A 15,346-nucleotide genomic window follows, 5' to 3' on the forward strand; every position below is an offset into this window, starting at 1 on the left:
GTGCCGTTCTCACTGGTGGCGACGATGCTGCTGAACACCTACAAGGGCCACCGGCCCGACGGCACCGCAGAGCCGTTCCCCTCGGTGGCTCGGCTGCACGCGGCGCTGCTGGCCGCGGCAGGCTTCGGTACTCGCGCGGTGGAGCGTGGCGGCGACGTCGGGCCGTGCGCCGAGGACGTGGCCGCGCTGCGCTGGCTGGAGGACAACCCACCGTCGCAGGTGTCCATCCCCGCGCTCTCGGCCAGTCGAGGAACGGCGATCGCGTACCGCGCCGACGGCACGATCGTCACCCGCATCATGACCCTCACCGTCGACGACATCGTCATCGACGACGACGGCTCGATGGTCCTCCAGCTCGGCAACCCTCCCGCGCCGGTCCCCGAGCCGTTCGCCACGCTCGTGATGCAGCTGCTCGCCCAGCGCCCCACCGACGCCACCAGCCGCTGGCTGTTCGCCGGCCGCCGCCCGGACAACCGCTCAACTACGTCAGCCTCAGCCAGGGCCTGCGCGATATCGGACTGCCGCTACGGCTCGCACGCGTCGCCGCCCTACGGCAGCTCGCACTGCAGGCGCCCGCCCCGGTAATCGCCGAGGCGCTCGGGTTCCACCACACCACCACCCAGCGCCAGACCATCCACGCCGGCGGGATCTGGAACCGCTACGCCGCGCCCGACGGACCAACTCAGCGAGCCGAGCCCCGAACACGCGGCAGATGAATACGCGTGCCTGCCAGTATCGATACTCGCTCCTCGGAGTAGATCGCACTGATCCAGAGCGAGGCGCTCATCGAGTGTCGGCTGAAGCGAGGCCGACGTCGGCCTTGTCGTCATGAACGCTCCGTCGACGACCGAGATAAGATTGTATCCACCCCAATGCCGCTTAGTTAGCATGCGGGCAAACCGGCTCTTCGATCTTAAGCGGGCACCGTCGGTTTCCTCGCTGACAATCGGCGGGTGTGCCGGGTGCAGTGCAACCGTACCCGGCGTCGGTAGTTCTCCCGGTTCCGGAACCCGCATGCGGCGCGTTTCACCTGCTTGATCAACCGGTTGGTGCCCTCGGTGCGGGCGTTCGTGAGACCGGTCGTGAGGAACACCTCGATGGCCGGCCACCAGGTCTCGATCGTCTCGGCGAGCGTGGCCAGCTCGGGGATCTGCGCGTCGGCGCACCAGCGGTAGAACCGCCAGAGGCGGTCGCGGATGTCGTGGCGGTGCCCGCCGCGAGCGGCGACCGCGCACAGCGCGCGTAGTTCCTCCTTCGCGATCCACGCCGTGAGGATCTGCCCGGACAGGTCGTGATCGACGCAGCCGTTCCACATCCGCGCCAACGCCGCTTGCGAGAGCCGTTCGCGCCCGCGCAGCAGCAGGCGGCGGTTGGCCCATGCCGGATCGAGTTTGCGGCCGCGGCGCCCGAGCAGGTCGCGGGTGACGCGCTGGCGTACTGCGGTGACGGTCTTGTTCGCGAGCATGATCAGGTGGAAGTGGTCCACCGCGATCTGCGCGTCGGGCAGAGCGGCGCGCACGGCGGCGGCGTAGCCGGCGTGCGGGTCGATCACCACCACCTCGATAGCGGCCCGGAACTGCGGTGTGCGGGCGGCGAGCCAGGCCTGGACCGCGGCGCTGGTCCGGCCGTCGACCTGCCCCAACAGGGACTGGGCGCCGGTGATGTCGACGAACCCGGTCTCCCACGGATCGGTGCGCCGCCACCGAACCCGCCCGTCGTCGTGGACGCCGTCGGGCAGCCAGCGGGGGCGTCCGAACCGGGTCTCGTCCATCCCCAACACCGGTGTGGGCTCCGGCTCGACGAGCTCCGCCGCACCCAGGGCGATCACCGCGCGTTGCACCGTCGGCCACGACACCCGATGCGCCGCGGCGACCTCGGACTGATCCCGGCCGTCCTCGACCGCCACCGCCAGCGCCGCGCGCAGCCGAGTCGTCGTGCGCATCCCGGCCGGCACCGCGGCGACCTGCTCGGTGAACGACCCCCTCGGACACCCGACGGTGCGGCAGCGCCAGCGCCGCTTGCGCCACTGCGCCACCGCGAACTCGCCCCCGCACGGCAGGTCCCGCGGCCGGGTCAGGACCCAGTCCTTGCCCGACGTCGACACCGTCGCGCACGACGGGCACCGAGCCGCGTCCGGATCATCGGTCACCAACTGCACGACCTTGACCCCAAGCACGGTGCGCACGACACGCTCCACCGCCAGACCCTCGAGTCCCAACAAGCACGACGCATCATCGCTACGGTCAACCACGGCCCGCGGCTCTCCTCTCGCTGCTCCAGAACACAGCGAGGATCAAGGAGCCGCGGGCCGCCCACGTTCAGGCGCGCCGCACGGGTCCAACCTCAGGTTGCCCGGTCAACATCGAAGAGCCGGCAAACCCCCTATATTAGAGCCTTTCCGGCGGTCAATCCGGGCGACTCGCTGAGGCGGCGTACAATTCTGGGGCACTTCAGGTGGGTGTCGAGGCCGGGCTACTTTGACGTCGTGGCTGTGGCAGATTCGAGGCGTGAGCGCCGGTTCTCTGATGGCATCAGCATCGGCGTCCTGACTCGGCTCTTTCACCGCGATCTTGTTGATGAGGTACTGCGGGACACGAGATCTGTCGAGCAACGGTCTCGACTGCTCCCGGCGCGAGTGGTCGTGTACTACGTCCTGGCGCTATGCCTGTTCTGCGAGGACTCCTATGAAGAGGTCATGCGGAAGTTGGTTAATGGGCTGCGGTTCATCGGCACCTGGGCCGACGACTGGCGGGTGCCCACGACCGGCGCGATCTCCCAGGCTCGGCAGCGCCTCGGTGAGGCTCCGCTGGCTGCGCTGTTCGACAGGGTCGCTGTGCCGATCGCTCGGCCCGGAACCCGCGGTGGCTGGTTTCACGGGTGGCGGGTCATGGCCATCGACGGCCTCGTGCTCGACGTCGCGGACACTCCGGCCAACCTCGCGGAGTTCGGCAAGAGCGGGGGCGGGAAGTCCACCAGTCCGTTCCCGCAAGTCCGCCTCGTCGGACTGGCCGAATGTGGAACACATGCGATCGTGGCTGCGGCATTCGACTCCTGGAAGGTCTACGAACGAGAACTGCTAGCACGCATCCTGAGCTTCTTCGAAGAGGGCATGCTCGTGCTTGCTGATCGCGGGTTCTTCAGCTACGAACTGTGGAAGGAGGCGACGGTGACCGGTGCCGAGCTGGTGTGGCGGATCAACGACAACGTCGAGGTGCCCCACCTAGAGCGATGGCCCGACGGGTCCTACCGATCCGAACTTCTGCCCAAGCAACTCAAGACCGATGTCCGCCGCGGGATGAATCGCAGAGTGCGTGACGAGGACCGGATCTCGATCCGAGTCGTCGAGTACATGGTGACCAACCGCGACGAATCGACCGAGACAATCCGACTGATCACCTCGGTCCTCGACCCGGCCGAAGCATCCGCTGCCGAGCTAGCCGCCCTCTACCACGAACGCTGGGAGTTTGAGCTCACCCTCGACGAGATCGAGGCCCACCAGATGGCCCACTCCAAGCTCCTGCGGTCACGAAAACCCGAACTGGTCCGCCAAGAGCTTTGGGCGCTGCTGCTCGTTCACTACGCAGTCCGCAGTTTCATGCGAGAAGCCGCCGACGATCTCGATCTCGACGTCGATCGCCGGCCAGCCGCGGCGGCAGCTCGAACAGACAGCGGCCACCCACTGTCACTAGCACACGATGTGTCAGCAGCGAGAGTGCCGCAAGCACCGGCACCATGACCACAGGAAGCGCGTACGCAGCGCCCGAAGCGAGATCCAGCTGTCCGATCCCGGTCATCATCGCCGCAAGCCACAGCATGTGGATCAGGTAGATCGGCAGCGTCTGTCGTCCCAACGCAACCAACAGCGTCCCGATGCGGTACCGGCAGATCCACGCCGCGAACAGTACCCCGAATCCGACCGCCAGACATTGCAGGATCAGCGCCACCGGCGGAATCGAACGCAAGTTCAACATCACCGCCGCACCGGCGGCACCGACACAGACCGCCGTCGCCATGATGACCCGCAGCAGGCTGGTGGCGTCGGCGAGCCGCTCGATCAGGCGCCGAGCGTGGCACCCGAGAAGGAAGAAGAACAGGAACCGCGCCATATAGGCCCATCGGGTGTCACCGAACTCGAGCATCCCGGCGCCGACCAGTGCCGACAGTACGGCGGCGGCCCCCAGTTGCAGGGCAACCGGGACGGGGCGGAGAAGCTTCGCGACCACGGCGAACACGGCGAGCGCGTAGAGGAACCACGTGCTCGGCCCAGGAAGCAGCAACGCCCACGCCAGCGAGACCGGGTTCGCGGAATCGTCCGGGTCCACCGCCGGTGGCACGAGCGCGGCGAAGAACGTGAATCGGATGATCGTCCAGATCGCGTAGAGATAGAGGAAGAGCGCCACGCGCTTGTGCAGCACCGTACGCCAGGTGGCCGCCAGCGGCCCGGCGACGAACAGGCCGGACGCCAGGAAGAACAGCGGCATGCGCAGCGACGCGAGCGCCTCGTTGGCCGCGAGCAGCGGCGTCGGCGCCTGCCCGGAGCGTTGCATGAACCACACCACGTGGTGGGCAACGACCAGGAGGATCGAGATGCCCTTCGCCGCGTCGACCCAATCCAGTCGACCGGCCCTGCCACTCGGCGTCGCGCCGGCCGTCGGACTGGTCACGTCCGCTCCCAACGGCTGCTCGCCAGAGCGCCCGCGTCCACTCCTCATCGCGTCTCCTCTGCGTCAAGCACCAGCCGTCCGGGTGATTGGCGTTGGCGCTGGATCAGGATCGCGGGTCGTCGCTGTGACGACGCTGAGGCCGATCTTCGCTGATACTGTGATCAGGACGACGACCGCTGACCCGCCAGCTCAGCGGGCTTCACAATCGCCGACGAACGGACGCGGTTCCGCGCTGTCCTCGAGCGGATCTGCAGCCGGGTTGCGCGCGCGAGCCTCCCAAGAGCTCATTGACCACTTCCTCGCCGCCGCGTCTAGGATCCGGCAGAGAGTTCGTGTTCGAAGGCCACGTCGATTCAACGGATCCGGCACTGGTGCGCCTTACTCAATCGGAACGTCGGGGAGATCCTTCCACAGGTTGCGGACGGTTGCGCACCGGCCGGCCTCGTCCAGTCGGGCGAGAACTTCGATCAGCGCCGGCCGAGCGCCGTAACACTCGGCGCGGTCGATGATGTCGGCCTTCGCCGCTCCCGACGGCCCGAACACGTCTTCGACGGCGTCGAGGATCTCCATCCGGGTGACGCGGTCGGTGTTGACGATGCGCTCTTCATTCACGTAGAACACCTACTTTCACGCTAGGGTAGAGAGTTGTGGCCCCGCTCACCCCGATGCTTGAAGCGAGACCGGTGTGAACGTCACTCGAAATGAACCGGCTGCCCCGTCGACTCCAGGACGGCCAGCCACAGGTCGCCGTGCGGGTCGACCTGGTTGCGCCGGCTCACCGCCACGCTCATCGGGATGTGCACGAACCGGCGCCGGTAGCGGCCCACCACCATCTCGGTGCGTCCCGACATGGCCGCGTGCACCGCCGCCTGCGACAGCCGCGTGCAGTACACCGAGTCGTAGGGGTTGGCCGGCACGCTGCGGATCGCGTAGCTCGGGTCGATGTAGCGGATCGAGGTCTCGATCCCCGCGTCGGAGAAGTGGTCGCCGATGCGGCGGCGCAGCCACGTCCCGATGTCGCGCAGCTTCGCGTTGCCCGACGCGTCACGCGCGTCGTCGTCGGCGTCGCCGATGAGCTCCTGACCCGCCCCCTCGGCCACGACCACCACCGCGTGCCCGCGCTCGGACACCCGCCTGCGCAGGTGCGAGAGCAGGCCCTCCTCGCCGTCGAGCGAGAACGGGACCTCGGGGATCAGCACCGCGTCGGCCCCGCTGCGGGCGAGCGCGGCGTAGCAGGCGATGAAGCCCGAGTGCCGGCCCATGAGCTTGACCAGGCCGATCCCGTTGGCCGTGGACTTGGCCTCCACCTGCGCCGCCCGGATGGCGTCGCTGGCCAGGCTGAACGCGGTCTGGAAGCCGAAGCTCTGGTCGATGTAGGGGATGTCGTTGTCGATGGTCTTCGGGATGCCGACCACCGCGATCCGCAGCCCGCGCTCCTCGAGCGTCCGCGCGATCTTCATCGCGCCCCGCATCGAGCCGTCGCCGCCCACCACGAACAGCACGTTGACGTGCAGCTGCTCCAGGCAGTCGACGATCTCCTCGGGGTCCTGGGGGCCCCGGGAGGTGCCGGCTCGGCCGCCGCGAAAGGACCATGCCGCGCTCGAGTCCCTGCAGGCGGAGCCTGCCCGGAGGACCCGGTACCTCGCCGAGCTCCGGGTGATCATCACCGAGTCGTCGGCCGCGTCGGAGTACGCGTGCTCCTTGCGCAGGTGGATCAGAGTTGCCCTGTGTCAACCCCTCGGCTGTTTCCCCGCTGTCGAGGGTGCGCCGCCGCTTGTCGGTGTCAACGTCGTTCGTCCTCGCTGCGCTGCGGGCGCTCCATGTTGACGCCTCCGGCGCGACGGCGTTGTGCGGCCGGGACGGGGAACGGCCGGGTCGGGTCAGGCCGCCTGGTCGGTGGCCTGTCCCTCGGCTGCGAGCAGGGCTTGGAGGGCGCGGTGTTTGGCCGGGTCGTAGGGGACGTGGTCCTGCCAGCACCGCCAGATGATGTCGAGCCAGGCGCGGGCCAGGATCCGGGTGGCGTGTGGGTGGTCCTTGCCGCGGGCGATGGCGTCGTTGTAGAGCTTCGCGGCCCAGGGGTTGGCGTGGCGGGAGTCGCCGGCGAGTCGCAGACCGCGTCGCGCAGTTGTTTGTCCGCGCCCCAGCGGAAGCTGACGATCTTGGTTTTGCCGGACTGGCGGGTCGAGGGCGCCGCCCCGGCCAGGCAATGCAGGGCCTGTGCGGTGGGGAAGCGGGCGCGGCAGTCCCCGACCTCGGACAGCAGCCGGGCGGCACGGACCCGTCCGGCCTTGGGCAGGCTGGTGAAGATCGGCGCGTCGGGATGCAGGTCGAGCTGTTCGGCGATCTGGGCCTCCAGCGCGGTGATCTGTGCGCGCAGCCCGCGCAGCGCGCCCACCAACGCCGTGGTCACGTGGCTGCGGGCAAGCCCGTCGTGGCCGGTCGCGCCGCGGGGCGCGGCGGCCAGACGTTCGTGCAGGACGGTGGCGGGTTTGCGCCCGGAGTAGCGGGCGGCGCGCAGCCAGGCCTGCAACCGCCGCGGCGTGAGCCAGTCGGCGGCCTGTTGGTGGCCGAACCGGGTCAGGAACGCGAGGCTGATCGGCGAGTCGATCTCGAAGAACAGCCCGACCGCGCCGGGGAACACCAGCTGCAGGTGCGCGCGCAGCCGGTTGGCCATCGCGACCCGCGCCGCGACCAGGTCCCGACGCGCCCGGCACGTCATCCGCAGGGTCACCGTCTGCGCGGTGTCCGATTCCAGGGGGCGCAGCCGGGCCCGGTCGGTGCGCAGCGTGTCGGCCAGCACGAACGCGTCGAACCGGTCGTCCTTGTTCCCGGCCGAGCCGTAGCGGCTACGCAGGTTCTTCAGCTGTTGCGGCGCGATCACATAGGCGATCAGCCCGGCCTGGCGCAGCGCCTCGACCACCGGCCCATCGCCCCGTTCGATCCCGACATCGTCCACGCCGGCGGCGTGCAACCGCCGGACCAGGGCCCGCAGCCCGGCCACGGTGTGCTCGACGGTGAACCGCTCGCACACCTTCCCGTCCGGGCCGACCACCGCCACGGCGTGGTTATCCCACGCCCAGTCCACCCCACCGGTCGGTCGCGGCGGCGTGGGTATCTCGGTCACACTCATGACCGCCTCCTCGCTGTTGCCTCAGCAGGTAGGCACCCGGTGGTCCCCGGGCATGGCAGCCGGTCGCTCACTGATCGGCGCTCATCGGCGCGTAGCTCTGTCGCCGGTCGGCATGTCCGGGACCACCGGACCCCGCAGAACTCACAATGGACCTCGAAGGTCGAGCGAGCCGGGCGGTGGTCCGGCGGCCACCAGCGGTGCACCCGAGAACTGTCACCTACGAACCCGGGCACCGAAAGGGTGGACCAGTGAGCGACGCTCCCACCGGCGATGAGGCAGTCGAGGAGCTCGCGTGACCGTCGTGCCGGCCGCAGCAACGCCGACCGACCAAAGCGGCTCGCTTCCGGTCCACCCGGACGGGCACGCTGCGGCACAGTTCCGCATCAGCACGGTGCAGATCCTGAACTGGGGCGCCTATTCGGGTCTGCAGATCATGACCGCGGCGCGGTCGGGCACCGCGATCGTCGGCCCGTCCGGACGCGGCAAGTCCACATTGCTCGACGCCATGGCCTCGGTGATCCTGCCCAATCCGCAGGAGTTCAACCAGGCGGCCCGCGACGATCGTGGCAAGAAGCGGGAGCGCACCGTCTACTCCTACGCGCGCGGTCACACCGACCAGAGACAGGACGAGAACGGACGATCCGCGACGACGAACTACCTTCGCCCGCCGGGCGGGCCAGGATTCCCCAGCGGTACGGCGATCACATGGGAAACCCGAGACGGGCGATGTACGACCGCGTTCCGGCTGGCGTGGGTCGGCCCGGACACCGATGGACCGGAGACGATCAACGGCGCCACCGTCTACGGATTCGTCAACGACCACTTCGACCTGGCACAACTCAACGGAATCACCGCCGTCCGCCAGGGCGCCTCCCCGCTGTCGAAGAGCTCGCTGGAACGGCACATCGACCAGAGCCGGGGCGACGTGGTGGACTCATCGCAGGCGCGGGTGCACGCGAAGATGCGCTCCGTCATGGGCATGGGCTCCACCGACGAGTCCCAACGTCTCGCGATGCAACTTCTGCGGCGCGCACAGGCGTCCAAGGGCATCTTCTCGATCAACGCCCTGTTCAAGGAGTTCGTGCTCACCGAGCCGCTCGCGCTGACCCGGTGGGACATCGCCCTCGAGGCGTACCGGGAGGCGTCACGGCTCTACAAGGAGTTCGAGACCGCGCGTCGCCGCACCGAGACGCTGGCTCCCCTTCCCGTGATCGCCGAGAAGTACCGTGCTGCCGGCGCTGACTACCTCACGAAGAACGGCCTGCTGACCGGGGACCATGACGACCCCACACCTATTCGCATCTGGCACGCGGAGAAGATCACCGAATGGGCTCGGAGCGCCATCGACGACAATCGCCTCGCTAAGGCCGAGACGGACGAGGTGCACGCCACCGCCGTCACGGTTGCCAACGCCGCTGAACGGAGCGAGCAGGACACGATCACGCAGCTCACCGCGGCCGGCGGAGACCGTTCCGCGGTCATCACCGAGCAACTCAAGGGCGCGAGAAAGGACCAGGAACAGGTCGAGAAGGACCGCCGGCAGTTCGAGACCCGCCTCTCGGTGTTCGAGTTGACACTGCCCACATCGTCGGGCGATGTGACGCTCACGCATGCCAGCCTGGTCGAGCTCACCGCACAAGAACAGACGCTGCTGCGGGACACGTCCGAACAGGCCAGTAAGGCAGCGGGCAGGCTCTGGCAACTCCGCCAGAACGTCACGGCGACGGAGCGCGAGATCACCGGGTTGCGGGCACGACGCAGCCTCATCCCCGAGGACGCTGACGGACGCCGCAACCGGATCGCTTCCGCGCTCGACATCGACACCGATCGGCTCCGGTACGCCGGCGAGCTGCTCCAGCTCAAGCCCGAGCATCGTCGGTGGGAGAAGGCGGTCATCAGCCTGCTGCTGCCGTTGTCGAGCACCCTGCTGGTCGACAGCCACGACTTCGCGCGGGTACGCCAGTACGTGCACGACCACGACATGCACGGTTCGATCACCATCACCCCCGCCCGTCCTGGCTCACCCCGGCCCGCCCCGATGGACGGCGGGATCCCTGCGCTGCTCGATATCGCCGACCATCCGTTTCAGGGATGGCTGGCCGCCGAGCTGAACGAGACCGCGAACTACTTCTGCGTGGACACAGATGCCGATCTCGACGACCGGCACCCCGCATGGGCGCGCGGGTCGATCACCCCGGTCGGCATGCGCACCGGTTCCCGGAACCGGCTCACCAAGGACGACCGCCGCCTGCGGTATCCCTGGATCGGATGGGACACCCGCCGGTTGCTCCAGGAACTGGACGACGAGCTTGAGTCGATCCAGCGGGAGCTGGAGGGCGCCAAATCGGTGGCCGACCAGGCCGACCTGCGACGCGAGTCGGCTCGAGCCCGACTCGACGAGCTGCGAGCGCTCAACACTGACCTGACCTGGGACCGGATAGACACCTCAGCCACCGTTCAGCGCATCGGAGAGCTGGAAGCACAGCTCGTCCTGGCCAACTCGCCCGAGGTCGCGCACCTGGTGACGCTGTTGCGCACCCAACGGGAGACGGCCGTCGTAGCGAGGGGCAAGGTGCAGCAGCTCGAGGAGCGACAGGAGGGGCTGGACGAGCAATGGCACGCCCTCACCTCGACCCTCGAGGATGCGGAGGATCGCATCGACGGCGCGCCACCACTGACCGACGACGAGCGTGCGGCGCTCGTCGCCACCCCCTTCGCCGCGCCGACCGACGTAGCACGGGTCACGGTGAGCCTTGGCGAGGCGATCGAGAACCTGCGTGCGCAGATCGAACGCCACCGGGAAGACCGGGAGAAGCTCGAGCATGCGGTGGTGGGTCACCTCGCCGCCTATCGGAACCTGGACGAACGAACCGCCCGCGAGACCGACGGCACTATCGAGTCATTGCCGTCGGTGCTGGCGATCTACGAACAGCTCGTGACTGACGACCTGCCCCGCGCGAAGGATGCCTGGCTCGCGAAGGTCGACGAGGACATGAACCGGCAGCTACGCGGGCTGCTCGTGCAGATCGACGACGATGCTCGGGCCATCAAGCGGGGGTTGGCCCCGATCAACCAGGTGCTGTGCCACGTGCGGTTCCGACAGAACGCGACGCTGAGCATCGAACCGGTAGAGCGACCAAGCAGCGATCTCAAGGACTTCCGTCAGATCATCACCCGCTACACCAGTAATACCGTCGGCGTGGACGCAGGACGAGACGCCGACCAGGTGGAGAAGGCTTTCACTCGCCTCCGCACCCACTTGGCCAAGCTCGACGACCAGTCACGATCCGGGGACGTGTGGCGGCGGCGAGTGTTCGACGCCCGCGAGCACGTCGAGTTCCGCGCCATCGAGACCCGTCTCGACGGGGTGAAGGTCGTCCACGACGGCGTCTCGGGTATGAGTGGCGGCGAAGGGCAGGAGCTGATCGCGTTCATCCTCGGAGCAGCACTCCGGTTCCGCCTCGGCGAGGGCCGGGACGGTCCGCCCAGCTACGCGTCGGTCATCCTCGACGAAGGGTTCGTTAAGGCCGATAGCGACTACACCGGCCGCGCGCTGGCCGCATTGCAGGCTCTGGGCTTCCAGCTGATCGTGGGCGCACCCCGGGAGAAGGCGACCGCCTTCGAGGACTACGTGGAGTCCGTCGCGTACATCAACGTCGACGTGGACCATCCCGCCCGCGTGCGCATCTACCCGATGACGATGACGGAGGCACTGCGGCTCGAGGGCGAACGCGAGTGATGCGCGATCCCGATCACGTCATGGGCCAGGTTGGTGTCCGGTACGACAAGAACTGGCGCGACTGGCTGCTCAGCGGAACCGGAACGCAGTTCTCCTTTGCACTCGGGGCGCCGTCGGCGCAGGTGATCGGCCGCGACTTCGAGTCTGTCAGCCGGTGGGTACACACCTGGCGCAGCTGGGCAGAAGCTCATCCGGCCGCCCGGTTGCGCAGCACCAAACGCCGTACCGTCGTGGGCTCCCAGGAGGTGCCCACCCACCTCGACGTACCGACGCTGGATGACCTCGTCACTCTCGATCCGGTACTCGCCAACCATTGGCGGCGGGCCAACGAACGGTGGTCACGGATACGCGCTCTGCGCACCGATGTGCTCGTGCCGCGGCTGCGTCCCTGGCTGCAACAGATCCTCGACCTCGCCGACGTCGACTTCGAGGTTCTCCTCGAGGCCGTCAGATGGTTCGTCGAGAACCCGCGTTCCGGACTGACCACCCGGCAGGTGCCCGTCACTGGGATGCACACGAAGTGGCTCGCCCGGAATCGGAGGCTCGTCCTGGCCTGCCTGAACAGTCGCGAACAGCCCTCTTCGGATGACCACCAAACCGACGACGAACTCGAACAGGCCGCCCTTGACCCGCTCGGGCTGACGGCCCTTCCGGTCCACGTCGACGTGATCATCGCCGACCCGGTCGAGCGCGCCCGGATTGGTGGCCTTCGGCACATTAGCGCGCCCCTGCCCGAGGTCGCCACGCTGCCCGTCCAGCCCGACACGGTCCTGATCGTAGAGAACAAGGAGTCTGCCTACCTGGCTCCCGACCGACCCCGGACGGTGATCGTCCATTCGCTCGGCAACCATCTCAACGTCCTGGACCGGATCGGCTGGCTGGCCACCGCCGCAGACCAGCTGTACTGGGGAGACCTCGACCGGGCCGGATTCACCTTGCTGTCACGGGCGCGCGCCCGGCTGCCGCACCTGGTCTCGGTCCTCATGGACCCCGTAACTCTGCACCAGCACAGAGTTCTCGCCGTCGCGGACGACACCCGAGTCGACCCGCCAGAACCCAACCTCACCGACACCGAAGCCGCGGCGCTCGCCGCACTCACCACTGAGCACCGCACCTACCTGCGCCTGGAGCAGGAACGACTACCAGCGCCGTTCGCTCTCAACCAGCTGTTCCGCGCTTTGGAACGACACAGGTGCGACGGAGCGCGATAGCTGCGGCCCTGGCCTTGTCGGCGAGTTGCAACGGCAGATGTCTGCAGGGCGCGACGGGATATGCGGCGAGCGTGGTGCTGCGCCAGCCTCACAGCCGATGGCGGCGAGGCGCACTACTTGGTGCAGCTGCGCCGCACGGACGGAGCCGATCCGGATGTGCTGGTCGTCGTGGCCAGCGAGCTGCGCGACAACCCGCGCGGGCTGGATGTGACCGCCGACGTGCCCGGGTGGGCCGGCGCGGTGCTTGACCACCTCGGTGCCCCGTTCGGTCGCGCCCGAAGCGGCCGATCGACGTCGTGGCAGTGCGCACGCTGCTCGACGCCCGGTTCGGCTACGGCAGCTCGGACGTCCCCCACGAAGATCCGTTCGCATGAGTGGGGCGCAACGGAGTCGTTCCGGGACGGTTCAACGGATGATCCAGAACGCCAAGTCGATGACCGTCGTGTCGATCAGCTCGGCCCACCCCACCATGGCGGCCCCAGCACAGCAAGCGACGCTGGCCCGCTACGGCGCGAAACGCGCTTCGACCATCCAGCTTCCGGCATGAAACCGCTGTTCAGACCAGATCCCATCCTCAGGTAACCCTGCCACGGTAGCGGCGGGCACCGACGTTCTCGGTCCGTCACCGATTCTCGGTCGCCGGCACCGCCACCTCGAACCGATACCCGAGGTTCGTGATGCGCAGAGCGGCGCGGCGCAACCGCACGCGGGACACCAGCGGGAGGGTGGTGAGGTCGAGTCGGCGCCAGGGGCCGAGGAGCAGCAGCGTCACGGTCACAGTATCCGGGCTCCGGCGCTCCAGTGCTGTCGCCACAGCCAGCGCACTGTCCTCCATCGTGACCGACTTCGCGCGGTCCGCGATGCGAGTCAAAAGTTCGTCCCGCGCCGGCCCGTGCTGCAGGAACATCTCGGCCGCGACCTCGGCCTGAGTGCACAGGTGACTGAACGTCGACGAGCGGCCCTTCTGCTTCGCGAACACGAGACGCCCGTCGTCGGCAAACAGGTCACACGCCTCGAACGGTGTCTCGCCGCGGAGCTGGACGGGCCGATCGTCCAGCATCACGAGCCTGTCGACGGATCGGGTCGGAGCGGTCTGGACGTACTCCGGTTCCGTACCGCCCCGGTAGGTGGGGAAGGGGAACGTGCTCAGTGGCACGGCAGACACCGCGGCGTCGAGGCGCTGGAGGAAGTCGGCCTTCACCTCCAGCAGCTCCCCGTCCCCGAGGACGTACTGGCGTTCCTCCGCGCGGAACTCCCCGACGAGCAGATCCCGCAACGGGAACTCCTGAACCGGGGCCGAGCCGGCCTTGATGCGGACCTTGCGATGCAGGGGTGCCGCCGGGCCGGGTGCGGCCTGCAGTAGCCGGGCACGGAGGTGCCGCCACTCGATGGGCCGGTGCCAGACGGACTCGTTGCCGATCCGGAACGACAGCTCGGCAGCCGGGACGTCGCCCCCTTCCAGCTCCGGCAGCACGATGTCGACGGTCGCGTCCGGATCGTCGACGACCATCCGGCCGAGTTCGGTCAGCAGTCGCTCCGCCTCGGCGCGCGGAGCGACGGGAACGACGTGATCCACCCAGTCCCAGTCGTCGCGGTAGTCGGTGCGCTCCCGAAGTGCCGCGAGGTGGTCGGCGAGGGCGGCGAGATCCGACCACCCGTCGAGGTAGGTGGCGAGCTTGAGGCCGCGGCCACCTTCCAGGTCGGGCATCAGCTCGTCCTCCGTGCGCACGACCACCCCCCGGAGGTAGTCCGACATGGAGTCGAACCGCAGCCCCTCGACCGGAGCGGCAGCGACGCCCTTCGCCACGACCGAGTGGCGGTAGCCGTCACGCACCGTCGAGGAGAGCTGCCGAACCTGGGCGCGCGGGTCGGCGCGCTGCAGACGTCTGCGGGTTCCCTCCGGCAGGTGTCTCCACGCCTCGATCGCCGCGCCCGCGGTGTGCTTGTTGAGTGCAACGATCAGACCGAAGCGGCTGTCCACCAGCTCGTTCGGCACGACGAGCGATGCCGAGCCGAAGCACCAGACCACCGTCCGGAACGGATCCGTAGCGGTGCGGACGATCACCAGCACTGACTCGGTCTCCGTATCGGTCACAGCGTTGAGCGGCACCCCGAGTCCGCGGAGGAACGGCTTCCAGCGAGCCGTGCCCACCGGCCTGCGTCGCACCATGACAGAGAGCCGGTCGTCGGGTGTCGGTCCGGCCGCGCGCAGCGATCCGTCGGCGGTTTCGACGATCGACCAGGAACAGCCATCATCAGCGCCAAGTGCTGCATGCAGATCTCGGACGTCGGCATCGGGAAGCATCAGCTTGGCGTGCAGGTCGACGAGTACGAGCCCGACCTGCGCAGCGGTGATCGCTGACTCCCCCGACGCCTCCACAACGACCGATCGTGCCATCACCGCGCACTTGTGGTGAAGACTTCGTTGCCATGCGTGACCGCGGGGGCAAGTTCGTGCTCGTTCGAGTCCTGCCGGGGGCACAGGTTCGAGTCCTGCCGGGGGCACAGGTTCGAGTCCCGCCGGGGGCACAGGTTCGAGTCCCGCCGGGGGCACAGGTTCGAGTCCCGCCGGGGGCACAGGTTCGAGTCCCGCCGGGGGCAC

Annotated in this window: 10 protein-coding genes and 1 pseudogene; 5 read left to right on the top strand and 6 right to left on the bottom strand. The window is 68.5% G+C overall.

What is annotated here, in order from left to right:
* The gene (gene csb2, locus CFP66_RS48800; RefSeq protein ID WP_198962009.1) at window positions 1–585 is read left to right on the top strand and encodes a type I-U CRISPR-associated protein Csb2; all 585 of its coding nucleotides are present in this window, start codon (window positions 1–3) and stop codon (window positions 583–585) included.
* 328 nt (window positions 586–913) lie between these two features.
* Here csb2 and CFP66_RS40630 read toward each other — a convergent pair whose 3' ends face one another.
* Window positions 914–2,185, bottom strand: a complete 1,272-nt coding sequence (locus tag CFP66_RS40630; RefSeq protein ID WP_198962010.1) for an ISL3 family transposase — start codon at window positions 2,183–2,185, stop codon at window positions 914–916.
* Between the two features lie 300 nt (window positions 2,186–2,485).
* On the opposite strand from CFP66_RS40630, the gene CFP66_RS47585 reads away from it, so the two are divergent.
* Window positions 2,486–3,736, top strand: coding sequence for an IS4 family transposase (locus CFP66_RS47585; RefSeq protein ID WP_158228412.1), 1,251 nt, complete (start codon window positions 2,486–2,488; stop codon window positions 3,734–3,736).
* A gap of 28 nt (window positions 3,737–3,764) precedes the next feature.
* On the opposite strand, the pseudogene CFP66_RS49605 reads toward CFP66_RS47585, so the two are convergent.
* The 4 genes and pseudogenes from CFP66_RS49605 to CFP66_RS40660 all read right to left on the bottom strand — a co-directional run.
* Window positions 3,765–4,712: pseudogene (locus CFP66_RS49605) on the bottom strand (acyltransferase family protein); the annotation flags it as partial.
* A 330-nt stretch (window positions 4,713–5,042) separates the two neighbouring features.
* Entirely contained in the window at window positions 5,043–5,285 is a 243-nt protein-coding gene (locus tag CFP66_RS40650; RefSeq protein WP_094930690.1) for a hypothetical protein, read from the bottom strand.
* 71 nt (window positions 5,286–5,356) lie between these two features.
* Window positions 5,357–6,328 carry an ATP-dependent 6-phosphofructokinase gene (locus tag CFP66_RS40655; protein WP_233160121.1) on the bottom strand — a complete coding sequence of 324 codons (972 nt, stop codon included), beginning with the start codon at window positions 6,326–6,328 and terminating at the stop codon, window positions 5,357–5,359.
* A gap of 119 nt (window positions 6,329–6,447) precedes the next feature.
* Window positions 6,448–7,794: an IS110 family transposase gene (locus tag CFP66_RS40660; RefSeq protein ID WP_233160122.1), complete on the bottom strand. Its 1,347-nt coding sequence runs from the start codon at window positions 7,792–7,794 to the stop codon at window positions 6,448–6,450.
* 292 nt (window positions 7,795–8,086) lie between these two features.
* On the opposite strand from CFP66_RS40660, the gene CFP66_RS40665 reads away from it, so the two are divergent.
* The 3 genes from CFP66_RS40665 to CFP66_RS50070 all read left to right on the top strand — a co-directional run bounded on the left by CFP66_RS40665 (window position 8,087) and on the right by CFP66_RS50070 (window position 13,291).
* On the top strand, window positions 8,087–11,533 hold the full coding sequence (locus CFP66_RS40665; RefSeq protein ID WP_094930691.1) for an ATP-binding protein: 3,447 nt from the start codon (window positions 8,087–8,089) through the stop codon (window positions 11,531–11,533).
* On the top strand, window positions 11,533–12,744 hold the full coding sequence (locus CFP66_RS40670) for a Wadjet anti-phage system protein JetD domain-containing protein (protein WP_143517548.1): 1,212 nt from the start codon (window positions 11,533–11,535) through the stop codon (window positions 12,742–12,744). Before CFP66_RS40665 ends, CFP66_RS40670 begins: the two co-directional genes overlap by 1 nt.
* 412 nt (window positions 12,745–13,156) lie before the next feature.
* Window positions 13,157–13,291, top strand: coding sequence for a hypothetical protein (locus tag CFP66_RS50070; protein ID WP_255413935.1), 135 nt, complete (start codon window positions 13,157–13,159; stop codon window positions 13,289–13,291).
* Between the two features lie 75 nt (window positions 13,292–13,366).
* Here CFP66_RS50070 and CFP66_RS40675 read toward each other — a convergent pair whose 3' ends face one another.
* On the bottom strand, window positions 13,367–15,142 hold the full coding sequence (locus tag CFP66_RS40675; protein WP_094930693.1) for a DUF6119 family protein: 1,776 nt from the start codon (window positions 15,140–15,142) through the stop codon (window positions 13,367–13,369).
* Between the last annotated feature and the right edge of the window lie 204 nt (window positions 15,143–15,346).

This window comes from Pseudonocardia sp. MH-G8, assembly GCF_002262885.1.
Classification (GTDB): Bacteria; Actinomycetota; Actinomycetes; order Mycobacteriales; family Pseudonocardiaceae; genus Pseudonocardia.

Coding starts and splice junctions, on each gene's coding strand:
- CFP66_RS50070 (WP_255413935.1), top strand. CDS start 13,157: ATGATCCAGAACGCCAAGTCGATGACCGTCGTGTCGATCAGCTCGGCC.
- CFP66_RS40655 (WP_233160121.1), bottom strand. CDS start 6,328: ATGATCACCCGGAGCTCGGCGAGGTACCGGGTCCTCCGGGCAGGCTCC.
- CFP66_RS40675 (WP_094930693.1), bottom strand. CDS start 15,142: ATGGCACGATCGGTCGTTGTGGAGGCGTCGGGGGAGTCAGCGATCACC.
- CFP66_RS40670 (WP_143517548.1), top strand. CDS start 11,533: ATGCGCGATCCCGATCACGTCATGGGCCAGGTTGGTGTCCGGTACGAC.
- CFP66_RS40660 (WP_233160122.1), bottom strand. CDS start 7,794: ATGAGTGTGACCGAGATACCCACGCCGCCGCGACCGACCGGTGGGGTG.